We start from the raw sequence: 15,449 nt of genomic DNA, 5'->3' as shown, positions 1-15,449 counted from the left end.
AATACCCTTGTCCTTCGTCTAATGGGCAGTCAATACCACCCTGTATCAAAATAAGAGGAATCTAAACTTTATAAGGCTTAGGCTTACTTAGGAAGCAAAAAAAACCCGATGCATTCACATCGGGTTTTCACTATTTTAGTGATTCATTTCTTCTTCATTTTCCTGAAGTGGAACCGTTTGAGGAACGAAATCCTGACCCGGGATCACATAGTCACCATTCTCATTGGTCTTACTATAATCGTAAGCCCATCTGTGAACCTCCGGAATAGCACCTGGCCAGTTTCCGTGAATATGTTCAACCGGAGTAGTCCATTCAAGTGTGTTGGACTTCCAAGGGTTCTGAGTTGCTTTCTTACCGTAGAAGATACTGTGGATAAAGTTCCATGCAAAGATCAACTGAGCCGCACCTGCAATCAGTGCGAAAACAGTCATCACTACCTGAATATCGGTAAGGTCATCAAACATCGGGAAATTCGTGTTGGTATAATAACGTCGTGGTACACCTGCCATCCCTACGAAGTGCATTGGAAAGAATACTCCATAAGCACAGATCGCAGTGATCCAGAAGTGAACATAACCTAAGTTCTTGTTCATCATTTTACCGAACATTTTAGGGAACCAGTGATAGATTCCTGCAAACATTCCGTAAAGAGCAGAAATACCCATTACCAGGTGGAAGTGAGCTACCACGAAATACGTATCGTGTACATTGATGTCAAGCGCACTATCACCGAGGATGATACCTGTAAGACCCCCAGTAATGAATGTAGATACCAATCCTATAGAGAACAGCATCGCCGGGTTCATCTGAAGGTTACCCTTCCAGAGCGTTGTAATATAGTTAAATGCTTTTACCGCAGATGGAATCGCGATAAGCAGCGTTGTAAAAGTAAATACTGAACCTAAGAACGGATTCATACCAGAGATGAACATATGGTGACCCCATACGATCGTTGAAAGGAATGCAATTGCAAGGATCGATGCAACCATTGCACGATATCCAAAAATAGGTTTACGTGAGTTTGTAGCGATGACCTCTGAAGTGATCCCTAATGCAGGTAACAATACGATATATACTTCAGGGTGTCCGAGGAACCAAAAAAGGTGTTCGAACAATACCGGTGAACCACCCTGGTAATGTAATACTTCTCCCTGAATGAAAATATCCGACAGGAAGAAAGAAGTACCGAAACTTCTATCCATGATTAGCAATAATGCAGCAGAAAGAAGAACAGGAAAGGAAACAATACCGATGATAGCAGTTACGAAGAAAGCCCAGATCGTAAGCGGAAGTCTGGTCATAGACATTCCTTTAGTACGAAGGTTAATAACGGTAACCACATAGTTAAGAGAACCTAATAATGATGAAGCGATGAAGATCGCCATAGATACCAACCAAAGTGTCATACCAAGTCCTGAACCTCCCATCGCCTGTGGCAAAGCACTAAGCGGAGGATAGATCGTCCAACCTGCAGCAGCTGGTCCTGCTTCCGCAAAAAGAGAGATCACCATGATAACACTTGACAGGAAGAACATCCAGTACGATAGCATGTTCATAAATCCTGAAGCCATATCACGCGCTCCGATCTGCAACGGAATCAATAAGTTTGAGAAAGTACCACTCAGACCCTGAGTAAGTACAAAAAATACCATGATCGTACCATGAATGGTAACGAGAGCCAGATAGATGTTCGGATCCATGATCCCGTCAGGAGCCCATTTACCAAGCAGCACCTCAAAGATACCGAAAGACTCTCCTGGCCATGCGATCTGCATACGGAACAACAATGACATCGTAATACCGATAACACCCATGATAAGACCGGTGATAAGGTATTGCTTAGAGATCATTTTGTGATCCTGGCTAAAAATATATTTTGTTATAAACGTTTCTTTATGATGATGCCCGTGATCGTGTGCGTGATCATCTGCGTGTACGTTTACTGCTGTAGCTGACATAATCTTCCTTCTTTTGTATTATTTACTTTAAGTATCCCAATTAATTAGTTGGCAGCGGCCATTTCTTCACCAAAGGTCTTTTGCTGTTCCATCCATGCGTTGAATTCATCTTCTTCTTCAACAACGATCTTCATTTGCATGTTATAGTGTGAAGAACCACAGATCTTGTTACAAAGCAGAATATAATCGAATTCCCATGGCTCTGCATCCTCTCCATTTGCTCTGCGGTCTGCTCTAAGCTCATTGATATGCTTCACTTTATCCTGAATACCCTGATCTGCTCTCATCTCCTGAGTGGTTACTGTAGGTGTGAAAGAGAATTGGGTGATCATCCCGGGCACACAGTTCATCTGTGCTCTGAAGTGCGGCATATAAGCAGAATGCAGTACATCCTGAGAACGCATCTTAAAGATCACTTTACGATTAACCGGCAAGTGAAGTTCAGATTGAGATACCACATCGTCTTTTCCATAAGGATCAGACTCATCAATACCAATCACATTATTCTTATCGATCTCAATCAATCGAACATTAGCTTCTCCAAGCACATTATCCTGACCTGCATAACGTGCTTTCCAGTTGAATTGCTGTGCATAAAGTTCGATCACGATAGGATCATCCTCATCATTGATATCCATAAGGTTGGTCCAGGTATAAAGTCCGTAAAGGATCAATCCGGCAAGCGTGATTACAGGAATGATAGTCCAGATAAATTCCAGTTTATCATTATCTGCATAGAAAAGTGCCTTTTGCCCTTTCTTACCATGATATTTGAATGCGAAATAATGCAATAACGCCTGGGTGATGATCTGTACAAAAAAGATCAACGCCATAGAGATAAACATCAGGTTGTCATAATCAGAACCGTGCTCTGAAGCCGGAGTTCCAAGTACAACATTACCCCATTTCCAGAAACTGAAAATCGTTAGCAGGTATATAAAAATCAGGAAGGCAAACATCAGATATCCGTTCAAACGGTTATCCTTATCATTAGCTACCTGAGAATTGTCAGCTTTTACCTGAGACAATTCAAACATCTTCGTCATTTGCCAGATTGCAATGGCAACAAGTATCAGAACTATTATCGTTAATAATGCAGTCATTTTATCTAATCCCGTTTACTTAGTTTAGTGATTAATTAATAGTGAAAGTGTTTACTTTCTTCAATAAATGGATTTCTCTTCGCCAACAATGGTGCTTTTGTAAGTGAACTGAACACTACAAAGATAAACAACCCGGCAAAGAAAAGTATACCTCCGATTTCTGCAGCTCCGATAAACCACTGATCTCCTACTGTTGCAGGCATGACCATGTTGTAGATATCCATATAGTGACCTAAAAGGATCACGATACCAGCCATTACAACAAACCAGTTTACACGCTTGTAATCACTGTTCATAAGTATTAACAGCGGGAACACAAAGTTCATAACCAGCATTCCAAAGAAAGGTAATTTATAATCTTCGATTCTGGTTACGAAGTAGGTTACTTCTTCAGGGATATCTGAATACCAGTATAGCATGAATTGAGAGAACCAAAGATAGGTCCAGAAGATGCTAATACCGAACATGAATTTGGCCAAATCGTGAAGATGACTGTCATTTACATGCTCAAGATATCCTTTAGATTTAAGGTATATGGTAATCAATGCGATCACAGTGATTCCTGAAACAAACATACTTGCGAATACATACCATCCAAATAGCGTAGAGAACCAGTGTGGATCCACACTCATGATCCAATCCCAAGACATCATAGATTCTGATACCAGGAAGAACACAAGGAAAGCGGCAGATATTCTGAAGTTCTTTTTAAAGTTACTGTCGTCATCAGCAGTATCCTGCGCGATTGAAAATTTACGAGAGAAAAAACGATATGCACTCCATCCTGCGATATAGATGAAAGCGCGTAACAGGAAGAATGGTACATTTAAGAAACCTGTCTTACCCTGAATAAGTTCATCATGCGCTACTACTTCCGGATCCATCCAAACGAACAGGTGGTTCATATGGAACCCTGAAAGTGCAAGTAGGAGGAATACGATTAGTGCACCCGGCAACAAATATCCTGTGATACCTTCCATAACACGAAACAATACCGGTGACCATCCTGCCTGTGCAGCTCTTTGGATTGCATAAAAGGCAAGAACACCCAATGAAATCATCATAAAAAAGAAAGCGGCCACATAAAGTGCAGCCCATGGCTTATTCTGTAATTGATGCAACAAATGTTCTCCGTGTTCGTCACCATGGCTTTCTTCACCATGAGCATCTCCGTGAGCTTGCTCTCCATGACCGGCAGCTGGTTCAGCATGAGCCTCAGCGGCATCATGACCTTCATCATGATGAGCTCCTGCCACCATCTCCTGGGCTTCGGCTACCGTAGAAGGCGCTGATAAAAAACCGTACACCAATCCAAGAGCACCAACTATCATTAGTACAAAAGCTGCTGTTCTTAATTTATTTGAAAACGTATACATATCCTGAAATCTTCTTATTGATAGTTGATTGAATTATTTTTGTAAATCCTGCTTGAGTTTCAACACGTATTCAGCTACCTGCCAACGCTCTTTTTCATTGAGCTGATTTGCATAAGAACCCATTGAGTTCAAACCGTAATGAATAACATGATAAACACTTCCAACGGTGATCGCCCTTCCGGCATCATCATAACGAGGAACCCCAAGGATCTTTTCACGTTTTACCAATACTCCTTGTCCGTCTCCCTTGGTTCCGTGGCAAACAGCACAGTAAATATCGAAAAGTTCTTTCCCTGTCTTCAGGTTCTTTTCAGAATCCAATGAATCCAGAGGGCTGTTAAGATTGGCCTTGGCCATTGCATACCCGTCGAGGGTGTTCTCGTAATCATATTTTACAAAACCTCTTGGAATGGTCCCTTCAACCGGAAGCTGCCCTTCTTTACCATTGGCAAAGGCTGCAGATTCCTGATAAGTTTCATATCCAACCGATTCATACATGTTCGGCATGAACTCGTAGTTTCGAGTCGATTTGTTACTGTTACAAGCAGCCAGAAGTCCAACTACACTTACAACAATCGTTATTTTGCTAAAAATTCTCATTACGACTTATTAATGCTTTTCTGAAAGTTTTATTTCAACGGCTCCGGTCTCAACCAAAAGAGCTCTAATTTCTTCTTCGTTACCTTCGTATGCAACTTCCATAAGGAAATGGTCATCGGTAGTTCTTACATCAGGATTCTCAGCCTGTTTAAAAGGCCACAATTTACTGCGCAGATAAAACGTGATTACCATAAGGTGAGCAGCAAAGAAAACCGTTAATTCGAACATGATCGGAACGAAAGCCGGCATGTTCTCGATGAAACTGAAACTTGGTTTACCACCGATATTCTGTGGCCAGTCTTCGATCATGATGAAGTTCATCATGGTCACTGCCACTGTTAATCCAACACACCCGTAAAGGAAAGAAGCGATAGCTATCCTCGTCGGCGCTAATCCCATGGCTTTATCCAGTCCGTGTACAGGGAATGGGGAATAGATCTCCTCGATGTGATGATGCGCAGCTCTTACACGTTTAACGGCTGACATTAAAACATCATCATCATTGTATAACGCTTGTATTACTTTAGAAGCCATAGATTATTTTATTAAGTTTTTTGCTTGTCCGGCCCAGTCATCACGTTGTGCTCTACCTGGGAATGCACCGGTCATTGCATCCAATAATTCGTACTCTCTGTCTGTCATCTTACTTACCTGCTCATAAGTATAGATACCGATAATGTTCAGGTCTTTCTCCATTACAGGTCCGATTCCTTTGATCTTTTTGAGATCATCAGCCTGATGAACATCTGCATCAAAACTACCTATGTTAGCAAGTAGTTCAGATTGCTTATCCGCATCCAGTTGTAGTTTGGAAACATCTTCAGCTTTAGCAGCAGCAACATATTTAGATGTTCTATCATCACTTCCTGTACCTACAAGTGTCTTACCAGCTTCTCTAAGATTCTTGTAACGCTCACCTGATGATTTAAGGATTGTTTTAACCTCTGCCTGCGCAATTACAGGGAATGTTCTCGAATAAAGCAGGAACAATACGAAGAAGAACCCAATAGTTCCCACGAAAATTCCGATATCCACAAAAGTAGGGGAGAACATCGTCCATGAAGATGGAAGGTAATCACGGTGAAGCGAAGTCACGATGATCACGAAACGTTCAAACCACATCCCGATGTTAACCACGATCGAGATAAAGAAAGAGAACATGATACTGGTACGTAGTTTCTTGAACCACATGAACTGTGGCGAGAAAACGTTACATGTCATCATACTCCAGTATGCCCACCAGTAAGGTCCGGTTGCTCTGTTAAGGAATGCATACTGTTCGTATTCCACTCCTGAGTACCATGCGATAAACAACTCAGTGATATAGGCACATCCTACGATAGAACCTGTGATCATGATTACGATGTTCATCAATTCGATATGTTGTACTGTGATATAATCTTCTAGATTACACACTTTTCTCATGATAATAAGAAGTGTGTTTACCATCGCAAATCCTGAGAAGATCGCCCCGGCAACGAAATATGGAGGGAAGATCGTGGTGTGCCATCCCGGAATAACCGAAGTAGCAAAGTCAAAAGATACGATCGTGTGTACAGAAAGTACAAGTGGGGTAGCAAGACCCGCTAATACAAGTGATACTTCTTCAAAACGCTGCCAGTCTTTCGCACGTCCACTCCATCCGAAACTCACCAGGCTATAGATCTTTTTCTGGAAAGGCTTCACCGCACGGTCTCTGATCATCGCAAAGTCAGGCAACAGACCAGTCCACCAGAAAACAAGGGAAACCGAAAGATAGGTAGAGATCGCAAATACGTCCCATAACAGCGGAGAGTTAAAGTTCACCCAAAGCGATCCGAACTGGTTCGGGATAGGGAGTACCCAATAACCCAACCATGGACGACCCATGTGAATGATCGGGAAAAGTCCTGCCTGAACAACCGAGAAAATCGTCATTGCCTCCGCAGAACGGTTAATAGCCATTCTCCATTTTTGACGGAACAGTAATAATACCGCTGAAATCAGTGTACCGGCGTGACCGATACCTACCCACCATACGAAGTTGGTAATATCCCAGGCCCATCCTACTGTTTTGTTAAGTCCCCAGGTTCCGATACCTGTGGATACCGTATATAAAATACAACCTAATCCCCACAGAAAGGCAACAAGAGAGATCGAAAAAACGATCCACCATTGCTTGTTAGCCCGTCCTTCTACCGGTGCTGCAACATCTACCGATACATCGTGATAAGACTTTTCACCGGTTACAAGAGGTTTACGTATAGGTGCTTCGTAATGCGACGCCATATCCTTATATAATTGATTCTAATGTTATTAATTGTTATGCTTCTTGGGTATTTCTCACTTTCACATGATAGAACACGTTTGGCTTGGTTCCGATATGCTCAAGTAAGTGATACACACGGTCGCTTTCTTTAAGTTCAGCAACCTGACTTTCCTTATTATTGATGTCACCAAATACGATGGCTCCACTGCCACATGCAGCTGAACAAGCGGTCTGGAACTCTTCATCCTTCACAGGACGTCCTTCACGTTTCGCATCAAGGATGCTCTTCTGAGTCATCTGCATACAAAGTGAACATTTCTCCATTACCCCACGTGATCTAACAGTCACATCCGGATTAAGAACCATTTTACCTAAGTCGTCATTCATATGGAAATCGAACTCATCATTATTGTTGTAGAGGAACCAGTTGAAACGACGTACCTTGTAAGGACAGTTGTTCGCACAATATCTGGTACCTACACAACGGTTATATGCCATGTGGTTCTGACCCTGACGACCGTGTGAAGTTGCCGCTACAGGACAAACAGTTTCACAAGGTGCATGATTACAGTGTTGACACATTACCGGCTGGAATGCCACCTGAGGGTTCTCAGATGCATGCTCCATCTCACCGAAAGTGCTCAATGAATCGCCAAGACCTGAAATCCCTTCTACAGTCTCAAGATCCCCTTCGAATGTCTCATCAGAAGAATAGTAACGGTCGATACGCAACCAGTGCATATCACGTGATTTTCTTACCTCTGCTTTACCAACAACAGGTACGTTGTTCTCTGCATGACAAGCGATTACACAAGCACCACATCCGGTACATGCATTAAGGTCGATTGAGAGATTGAAGTGATGCCCGATACTTCTGTCGAATTCATTCCACAAATCAACGGTTGAAGCATCTACTTCATTATGGTTCAAAGATACCTGAGGCAACTTGTTCCATTCTCTTGAATTTTTAGTATTGAAAATCTCAAGGGAAGTTTCTTTCAGAATATCTCCTCTACCCATCAGCGTATTATGCAACTGGATACAAGCGAATTCGTGATCATCCCCTCCTGCTTTCTCTATTGTAACGGTTTGCACCGGATTAAAACCTCCGTAGAACAGGTAAGCATTCTTACCCGTTTGCATTTCATGCTTAAGTCCGGCCTTACGCCCGTAACCAAAAGAAAGACCGACACTGCCTTTAGCCTGACCAGGCTGAATAAGAACCGGCACATTTTTAATGGTCACTCCATTAACGGTAACATTAGCATAACTACCATTAAGTCCTCCATTAGCCACATGATAATTTTCAAGACCACGCTCTTCAGCATCAGCCTTAGAAACTGTCAGGTAGTTATCCCAGGACACTCTGGAAATTGGATCAGGGAACTCCTGAAGCCATGGGTTATTAGCCTGCTGACCATCCCCCATACCAACTTTAGGATATAAGGTGAGTTCCATTCCGTCAGCAGTGGCTTTCGAAAGCTTAGAAACTGCTCCGGCAACAGAAACCGGCACTAATTGATCAACTTCTTCTGAAGCTGCTTCATCGATTACCGAAACTCCTGTGAACACACCATCGTGAAGCGCCTGGTTCCAGGATGACCCTCCAAGGATACTTCCCTCCCAATACGACTTCATATAATCATGATAATTCATACCGATTCCGGTCCAACCAAGAAGCGCTTCCTGGAACTGCTTTGTATTGAAAAGCGGACGGATAGTCGGCTGAATAAGTCCGAAGAAGCCTTTCTTCATCTCTACATCACCCCATGACTCCAGATAATGTGGAGCAGCAGCGATATAGGTAGTCTGAACTGAAGTCTCATCCTCCTTCATAGAGAAAGCAACAGAAAGTCCGACATTTTTAAGAGCTTCATCAAATTCTGCTGCATTTGGCAATGTATAAGCAGGATTCACCCCGCTTGTAATCAACACACCAACATTACCTGCAGCCATATCTTTAACCAGTTGTGAAACAGCTTTGACATCACCTTTTCTTACGAGCTTAGGTGCCTTAACATCCATCACCACACTGGAGATCATTTCATTGATTGCAAGAACCACAGTCTGAGCATCCTCATCCTGAATTCCGGTTACAACAACCGCGTTCTTACCTGCGCGAGCTACTTGTGCAGCCGCATTTTTAACAGCCTGATCAACCGCTTCCGGAAGATCACCTGAGGCACCCTGTCCACTCAAATAACCGTAAAACTTTGCCAGAGCAACTTTTTGTTGCGCCGGAGTAAGCGGCACACGCTTATCCGCATTTGAACCGGTAAGGCTCATATTGGATTCGAACTGAATATGACGCGACATCTTTCCTTTAGCAGGAACACGGCTTTTCGCATACCCGGAATCAAATCCACCACCTTGCCAGTCGGTAAGGAAGTCAGCACCAAAGGATACGATCACTTCAGCTTTTGAAAAATCGTAATCAGCCAATGCACGAACCCCGTACTTCGCCTCAAACGCATTTAAAGCAGCATCTTCTGAAATGGCATCATAAACAACATGCTCAACAGTACCGTATTTAGCTTTGAATTCAGAGATCAGCTTTGTCGTAGACGGACTGGCAAAAGTCTGCGTCAACAGAACGATCTTCTTTCCGGCATTTTGAGCAGTATTCAATCCTGCAACAACCGCCTTATCAAGATCCTCCCAGGAAACGAACTCACCATTATGCTTAGGCCCCTGAACTCTCAAACTATCATAAAGTCCGAGTACCGAAGCTTGAACTCTCGCATTAGCTCCGCTTCCGAAACGCGCGTCTTTGTTGTTCTCAACTTTGATCGGCCTTCCTTCACGGGTCTTGATGAGTATATTGGCAAAATCATATCCATCTGCTATAGTAGTAGCATAATAGTTTGCCACACCCGGAATGATCATCTCCGGCTGTACTACGTAGGGGATAGACTTCTTCACAGGGCCCTCACAGGCAGCGAGTGAAGCAGCAGCTGTACTGAATCCAACATATTTAAGGAAATCCCTTCTGGTAGTTGAAGAAGAGCTCAATGTATCTTTATCTCCTAAGAACTCATCTACGGGAATTTCTTCAACAAACTCATTCTGTTTAAGCGTTTCAACTATGGAGCTGTTCGGGTTTAGCTCCTCAACACTTTTCCAGTATTTTTTGTTTGATGCCATGTTATATTTAACTGTTTTAATTTGACCTGTAAAAAACAGATCCGGTATATTCTGTTCCTTTAAAAACCCTCAGCAAACAAGGGAATACTCATATAAAAAACCTTTAGTCAACAATCGCCAACTAAAGGCTAACTTATTAATAGTGGCATTTACCGCATTCGAGTCCGCCCATCTGAGCGATCGTCAGCTTATCAACACCATATTTCTTAGACAATTCTTCGTGAATCTTTTCGTAATACTCATTACCCTCCATCTTAACATCTGTCTCTCTGTGACAGTTGATACACCATCCCATGGTAAGCGGAGCATATTGATACATTACCTCCATCTCCTCAACAGGACCGTGACATTTCTGACAAGCAACACCGGCAACGGTTACGTGCTGAGAGTGGTTGAAGTAAGCGAAGTCAGGAAGATTATGGATACGAACCCATTTCACAGGCTCGGTCTTACCGGTATATTCCTGGTTATCCACATCCCATCCAACAGCCTTATAAAGCTTTTGAATCTCTCCATCATAAAATTCCTTAGAATGCTCGGCAGTCGCAGTTTCAGGAGCAACCTCCATCACACTCTTATGACAGTTCATACACACATTCAGCGAAGGGATACCTGAAGTTTTGGAAACTCTTGCTGAAGAGTGACAATATTTACAATCGATCTGATTATCTCCTGCGTGGATTCTGTGTGAATAATGGATCGGCTGAACCGGCATATACCCCTGATCAACACCCACCTGCATCATATATCCATAAGCGAAGTACGCACCCCCTAATAAAAGGAAGACTACAGAAACCAATACAAGGAATTGATTCTTAACGAACGCTTTCCAGATCGGCATGCGTTTTTCAGATTCCGCATAAGCGAATTCAACACCGTTAGCTTCAGCGATCCTCCTCAAGGTCTTATTCACCAGATAAAGCATCACCACCAGAAGTCCGAACACAAGAATCAGCGCAGCAAGGATCACGTTATTTCCGATACCTGACTGACCTCCTCCTGTTGCTCCACCAACAACTCCGGGAACTTCCGCAGTTTTTGGCTCTTCTTTAGGTTGCATCGTATAAGCGATGATGTTATCGATATCCGCCTCGCTCAACTGAGGAAAAGCAGTCATCACCGCAGGCTGATACTCAGCCCAGATCGCCGCCGCATCCGCATCACCGGACTTGATCAGCGCCTGACTGTTATGAACCCAGTCATAAAGCCACTGACGCTCATATTTGTCACCGACACCGCGCAACGCCGGACCAGTCATTTTCCTGTCCAGGTTGTGACATGCGGCACAATATGTATTAAACAAAGATTTCCCAGCGGCTGGATCTCCATCCTGTGCTAGAAGAGAAGTTGAAAATGAAAGCAGAAAAGCTACTCCAATAACTACTATACGCAAAACTGAATTACGGCGTATTACCTTTTTCATATGGCAATATGTATTTTCTATCTTAATTTGGCACGATTTTTACAACAAACATGTAACAAACCGTATTCTAAAATCCGTGCACAAAAATACGATATCAAGTGGATTTCGGAAATGTTAGTGAAGTGTTAACTGTTAATTTATATCAATTCTAAATAAAGAAATTTCCGAGAAAATAATAATATCGTTTACATTTGCACAAAACCCCGTTCATTATGAGATTATTACCATCAAAGCACCTTTTATCAGCTTGCGCATTCACCTTGTTATTTTGCGGGTTTGCTCTTGCACAGGAAGGTGAGAAAAAAGCTGCTAAAGCAGGAAAGATTACTATCGATCAGGATCCTCGCATAGAAAAACTTCTGGCAGCCAAAACCGACCTGAATAAATCAGACCTATCCAAACCGTTCAGAATTCAGATCTACAACGGCAATCTGAAGGATGCTGATGAGATCAAGAAGGAATTCCAGGAGAAATTCAAAGATATGCCCGTAGTCCGCATTTTTGAGCGTCAGTATTACAAGATATGGGCAGGTAAGTTCAGTGATCGTCTGGAAGCCGACAGAAACCTTATGGAAGTACGTAAGGAATTTCCAGCGGCCTTCATACTCGAGCTAAAATAGCGATAATAATAGTAGTAGTATTAGTGACATTGGTTACACTAGTATCACCAGTGTCACCAATGTCACCAATAAATAAAAAAGCCTTTCCGAATCGGAAAGGCTTTTTTATTACGTATACATTTCGAACTATTATTTCAGTTTCTTTTTCACAGCTACTTCCTGGAATCCTTCGATGATATCACCTTCTTTGATGTCATTATAATTCTTCACCTGCACACCACAGTCATATCCTTTGGAAACCTCCTTAACATCGTCTTTGAAGCGTTTCAGCGAGGAAAGCTCCCCGGTGTAGATTACCACACCATCACGAATCAGTCGGATACTAGAGTTTCTAAAGATCTTACCATCGGTAACCATACAACCTGCGATCGTACCCACCTTAGAAATCTTAAAGGTTTCACGGATCTCGGCAGTACCGGTGATCTCTTCCTTCATTTCAGGAGAAAGCATACCTTCCATCGCATCTTTCAGATCATTGATCGCATCATAGATAATACTATAGGTTCTGATATCGATCTCTTCTTTATCTGCTACCAATCTTGCATTACCCATTGGCCTTACGTTAAATCCGATGATGATCGCATCTGAAGCAGTTGCCAGCAATACATCAGACTCGGTAATAGGACCTACAGCCTTATGAATGATATTGATATGAATTTCTTCGGTAGACAATTTCTGGAATGAATCCGTAAGCGCCTCCACAGAACCATCCACATCCCCTTTAAGGATAATGTTAAGCTCTTTAAAGTCACCAAGTGCGATCCTTCTTCCGATCTCATCGAGTGTGATGTGACGTTGCGTTCTTACCGACTGCTCACGCATCAATTGTGTACGTTTCGCAGCGATCTGTTTCGCTTCTCTTTCATCTTCGAAAACATGGAACTTATCACCTGCCTGAGGAGCCCCGTCTAATCCGAGTATCGAAATAGGCGTAGATGGACCAGCTTCCTTCACTACATTTCCTCGCTCATCATGCATCGCCTTGATCTTACCACTATGGGTACCTGCCAACAGATAATCTCCGATCTTAAGAGTACCACCCTGAACGAGTACTGTAGCGATATAACCACGACCCTTATCTAGGAATGCTTCCACAACCGTACCATTACCCAGTTTATCAGGATTCGCCTGTAATTCCAGCAATTCGGCTTCAAGCAATACTTTTTCGAGTAATTCCTTAACCCCTTGCCCGGTCTTAGCTGAGATATCCTGTGACTGGATCTTACCACCCCAATCTTCAACAAGAAGGTTCATGTTCGCAAGACCTTCTTTGATCTTATCAGGATTTGCGGTAGGCTTATCCACCTTGTTGATCGCAAATACGATCGGAACACCAGCGGCCTGTGCGTGACTGATCGCCTCTTTTGTCTGAGGCATTACATCATCATCAGCAGCAACCACAATGATCGCAAGGTCAGTAACCTGAGCACCTCTGGCACGCATCGCGGTAAACGCCTCGTGACCCGGTGTATCCAGGAATGTTATTTTTTGTCCGTCAGAAAGCTCAACACCATAAGCTCCGATGTGCTGGGTGATACCACCACTCTCTCCTGCGATCACATTCTCTTTTCGAATGTAATCCAGCAAGGATGTTTTACCGTGGTCAACGTGACCCATTACGGTTACAATCGGCGCACGTGGCTTGAGATCTTCTGGTTTATCTTCTTCTTCAGTGATCGCTTCTTCGATATCTGCCGTGATAAATTCCACTTCAAATCCGAATTCTTCAGCGATAATTGAAAGGGTCTCTGCATCCAGACGCTGGTTCATCGTAACCATCATACCCAGTGACATACAGGCTGAAATGATCTGAGTTACCGAAACATCCATCAGTGTAGCAAGCTCATTAACTGTAACGAACTCCGTTACTTTCAATACCTTGCTTTCTGCTTCTTGTTGTGCCAGCTCATCTTCCGTCTTCTGACGGTGGATATCCCTTTTCTCTCTACGGTATTTAGCTCCTTTAGACTTCGTAGCTTTACCCTGAAGTTTTTCCAGGGTTTCCCGTACTTGTTTTTGTACTTCTTCTTCAGTAGGCTCAACCTTTTCTACCTGAGGGCGACGACCTTTACCGCGTTGGTTCTTATCCTTATTGAATCTACCTCCACCGCCTTGGTTCGGACCTCCTCCTTTGCTGTCCTTACTGATTCTTCTTCGACGTTTTTTCTTATCGTCTGCGCTTCCCTGACCCTGAGTTTGCTTTTTATCTTTATCTCCAGCCTGGTCTTTTGGCGCTTCTTTCTTTTTCTTAGGCTTATTAAACTGAGAAAGATCGATCTTCTCTCCTGTAAAATTAGGACCGGAAAGTTTGGTATAGTTCGTTTCCAGTTTTTCGGTCGACACTTCTTCGTCGTCCACGATCACTTTTTTGAAAACCGGCTTCTTAACCGGCTGTTCTGGTTTTTTCTCCACGGGTTTCTCAGCAACAGGTTTAACAGGTTCCGCCGGAGGCACCGGCTTTTCCTCAGCTTTCTTCTCAACCGGAGTTTCCGCAACTTTTTCCTCTGGTTTCGTTTCTGCTTCAGGAGCAACGGCTTCTGTCTTTTCTTCAACAGCTTCCGGTTCTTGAGGCTTTTCTTCCTCCTGCTTGGGTTCCAGGTCTATTTTACCCACAGTTTTTGGGCCCGAAAGATTGGCTTTGGCACGTACCACTTCCTGTTCTTCCTGCTTTTTGCGGCGAAGTTCAAGCTCCTTCTCCTGCTCCTGTCTGATCGCTTCCTTCTCCTTACGTTTTTCCTCACCAACTTCTTTGGAAGCAACCTTTTTACTTTTGTCTGTTTGAAATTCGTCCAAAAGAACATTGTACACTTCACCTGTGATCTTGGTAGTAGGCCTTGCTTCCACATCTATACCTTTGGAAGCGAGGTATTCCACTGCCCTGTCAAGCGAAATGTTCAATTCCCTCAGAACTTTGTTAAGCCTCAATGTTGCGTTTTCAGCCATAAATTATTTGTTATTCCAGATTTTTTTTATGCT

At 43.0% G+C, this 15,449-nt stretch carries 10 protein-coding genes; 1 reads left to right on the top strand and 9 read right to left on the bottom strand.

Annotation, left to right across the window (positions count from 1 at the left end; translation table 11 throughout):
* Positions 1-135: 135 nt before the first annotated feature.
* From DMZ48_RS03840 to DMZ48_RS03805, 8 genes are all read right to left on the bottom strand, one after another.
* A complete protein-coding gene (locus DMZ48_RS03840) occupies positions 136-1,959 on the bottom strand; it encodes a cytochrome c oxidase subunit I (protein WP_143953762.1) in 1,824 nt (607 codons plus the stop codon).
* Positions 1,960-2,003: 44 nt separating this feature from the next.
* Entirely contained in the window at positions 2,004-3,062 is a 1,059-nt protein-coding gene (locus DMZ48_RS03835) for a cytochrome c oxidase subunit II (protein WP_143953761.1), read from the bottom strand.
* A 35-nt stretch (positions 3,063-3,097) separates the two neighbouring features.
* Entirely contained in the window at positions 3,098-4,438 is a 1,341-nt protein-coding gene (locus DMZ48_RS03830) for a quinol:cytochrome C oxidoreductase (protein WP_143953760.1), read from the bottom strand.
* Positions 4,439-4,471: 33 nt separating this feature from the next.
* Positions 4,472-5,038, bottom strand: a complete 567-nt coding sequence (locus DMZ48_RS03825; RefSeq protein ID WP_143953759.1) for a c-type cytochrome — start codon at positions 5,036-5,038, stop codon at positions 4,472-4,474.
* Between the two features lie 9 nt (positions 5,039-5,047).
* Complete coding sequence (locus DMZ48_RS03820) at positions 5,048-5,572, bottom strand: DUF3341 domain-containing protein (RefSeq protein WP_143953758.1); 525 nt, start codon at positions 5,570-5,572, stop codon at positions 5,048-5,050.
* Between the two features lie 3 nt (positions 5,573-5,575).
* A complete protein-coding gene (gene nrfD / locus DMZ48_RS03815) occupies positions 5,576-7,306 on the bottom strand; it encodes an NrfD/PsrC family molybdoenzyme membrane anchor subunit (protein WP_143953757.1) in 1,731 nt (576 codons plus the stop codon).
* A 34-nt stretch (positions 7,307-7,340) separates the two neighbouring features.
* Positions 7,341-10,430 carry a TAT-variant-translocated molybdopterin oxidoreductase gene (locus DMZ48_RS03810; RefSeq protein WP_143953756.1) on the bottom strand — a complete coding sequence of 1,030 codons (3,090 nt, stop codon included), beginning with the start codon at positions 10,428-10,430 and terminating at the stop codon, positions 7,341-7,343.
* Positions 10,431-10,566: 136 nt separating this feature from the next.
* Complete coding sequence (locus tag DMZ48_RS03805; RefSeq protein WP_143953755.1) at positions 10,567-11,853, bottom strand: c-type cytochrome; 1,287 nt, start codon at positions 11,851-11,853, stop codon at positions 10,567-10,569.
* Positions 11,854-12,065: 212 nt separating this feature from the next.
* On the opposite strand from DMZ48_RS03805, the gene DMZ48_RS03800 reads away from it, so the two are divergent.
* Positions 12,066-12,473 (top strand): SPOR domain-containing protein, encoded by a 408-nt coding sequence (locus DMZ48_RS03800; RefSeq protein WP_143953754.1) that lies wholly within the window; start codon positions 12,066-12,068, stop codon positions 12,471-12,473.
* 129 nt (positions 12,474-12,602) lie between these two features.
* Here DMZ48_RS03800 and infB read toward each other — a convergent pair whose 3' ends face one another.
* Positions 12,603-15,416, bottom strand: a complete 2,814-nt coding sequence (gene infB / locus DMZ48_RS03795; protein ID WP_143953753.1) for a translation initiation factor IF-2 — start codon at positions 15,414-15,416, stop codon at positions 12,603-12,605.
* Positions 15,417-15,449: the final 33 nt, after the last annotated feature.

The organism is Robertkochia solimangrovi (assembly GCF_007279655.1).
GTDB classification, from domain to species: Bacteria; Bacteroidota; Bacteroidia; order Flavobacteriales; family Flavobacteriaceae; genus Robertkochia; species Robertkochia solimangrovi.
Note: the sequence above shows the minus strand (reverse complement) of the source record. Positions and strands in the feature narration are given on the sequence as shown.

Bases quoted from the DNA above. Each gene is read 5' to 3' on its own strand.
- infB (WP_143953753.1), bottom strand. From the start codon at position 15,416: ATGGCTGAAAACGCAACATTGAGGCTTAACAAAGTTCTGAGGGAATTG.
- DMZ48_RS03840 (WP_143953762.1), bottom strand. From the start codon at position 1,959: ATGTCAGCTACAGCAGTAAACGTACACGCAGATGATCACGCACACGAT.
- DMZ48_RS03805 (WP_143953755.1), bottom strand. From the start codon at position 11,853: ATGAAAAAGGTAATACGCCGTAATTCAGTTTTGCGTATAGTAGTTATT.
- DMZ48_RS03825 (WP_143953759.1), bottom strand. From the start codon at position 5,038: ATGAGAATTTTTAGCAAAATAACGATTGTTGTAAGTGTAGTTGGACTT.
- DMZ48_RS03810 (WP_143953756.1), bottom strand. From the start codon at position 10,430: ATGGCATCAAACAAAAAATACTGGAAAAGTGTTGAGGAGCTAAACCCG.
- DMZ48_RS03830 (WP_143953760.1), bottom strand. From the start codon at position 4,438: ATGTATACGTTTTCAAATAAATTAAGAACAGCAGCTTTTGTACTAATG.
- DMZ48_RS03800 (WP_143953754.1), top strand. From the start codon at position 12,066: ATGAGATTATTACCATCAAAGCACCTTTTATCAGCTTGCGCATTCACC.
- DMZ48_RS03820 (WP_143953758.1), bottom strand. From the start codon at position 5,572: ATGGCTTCTAAAGTAATACAAGCGTTATACAATGATGATGATGTTTTA.
- DMZ48_RS03835 (WP_143953761.1), bottom strand. From the start codon at position 3,062: ATGACTGCATTATTAACGATAATAGTTCTGATACTTGTTGCCATTGCA.
- nrfD (WP_143953757.1), bottom strand. From the start codon at position 7,306: ATGGCGTCGCATTACGAAGCACCTATACGTAAACCTCTTGTAACCGGT.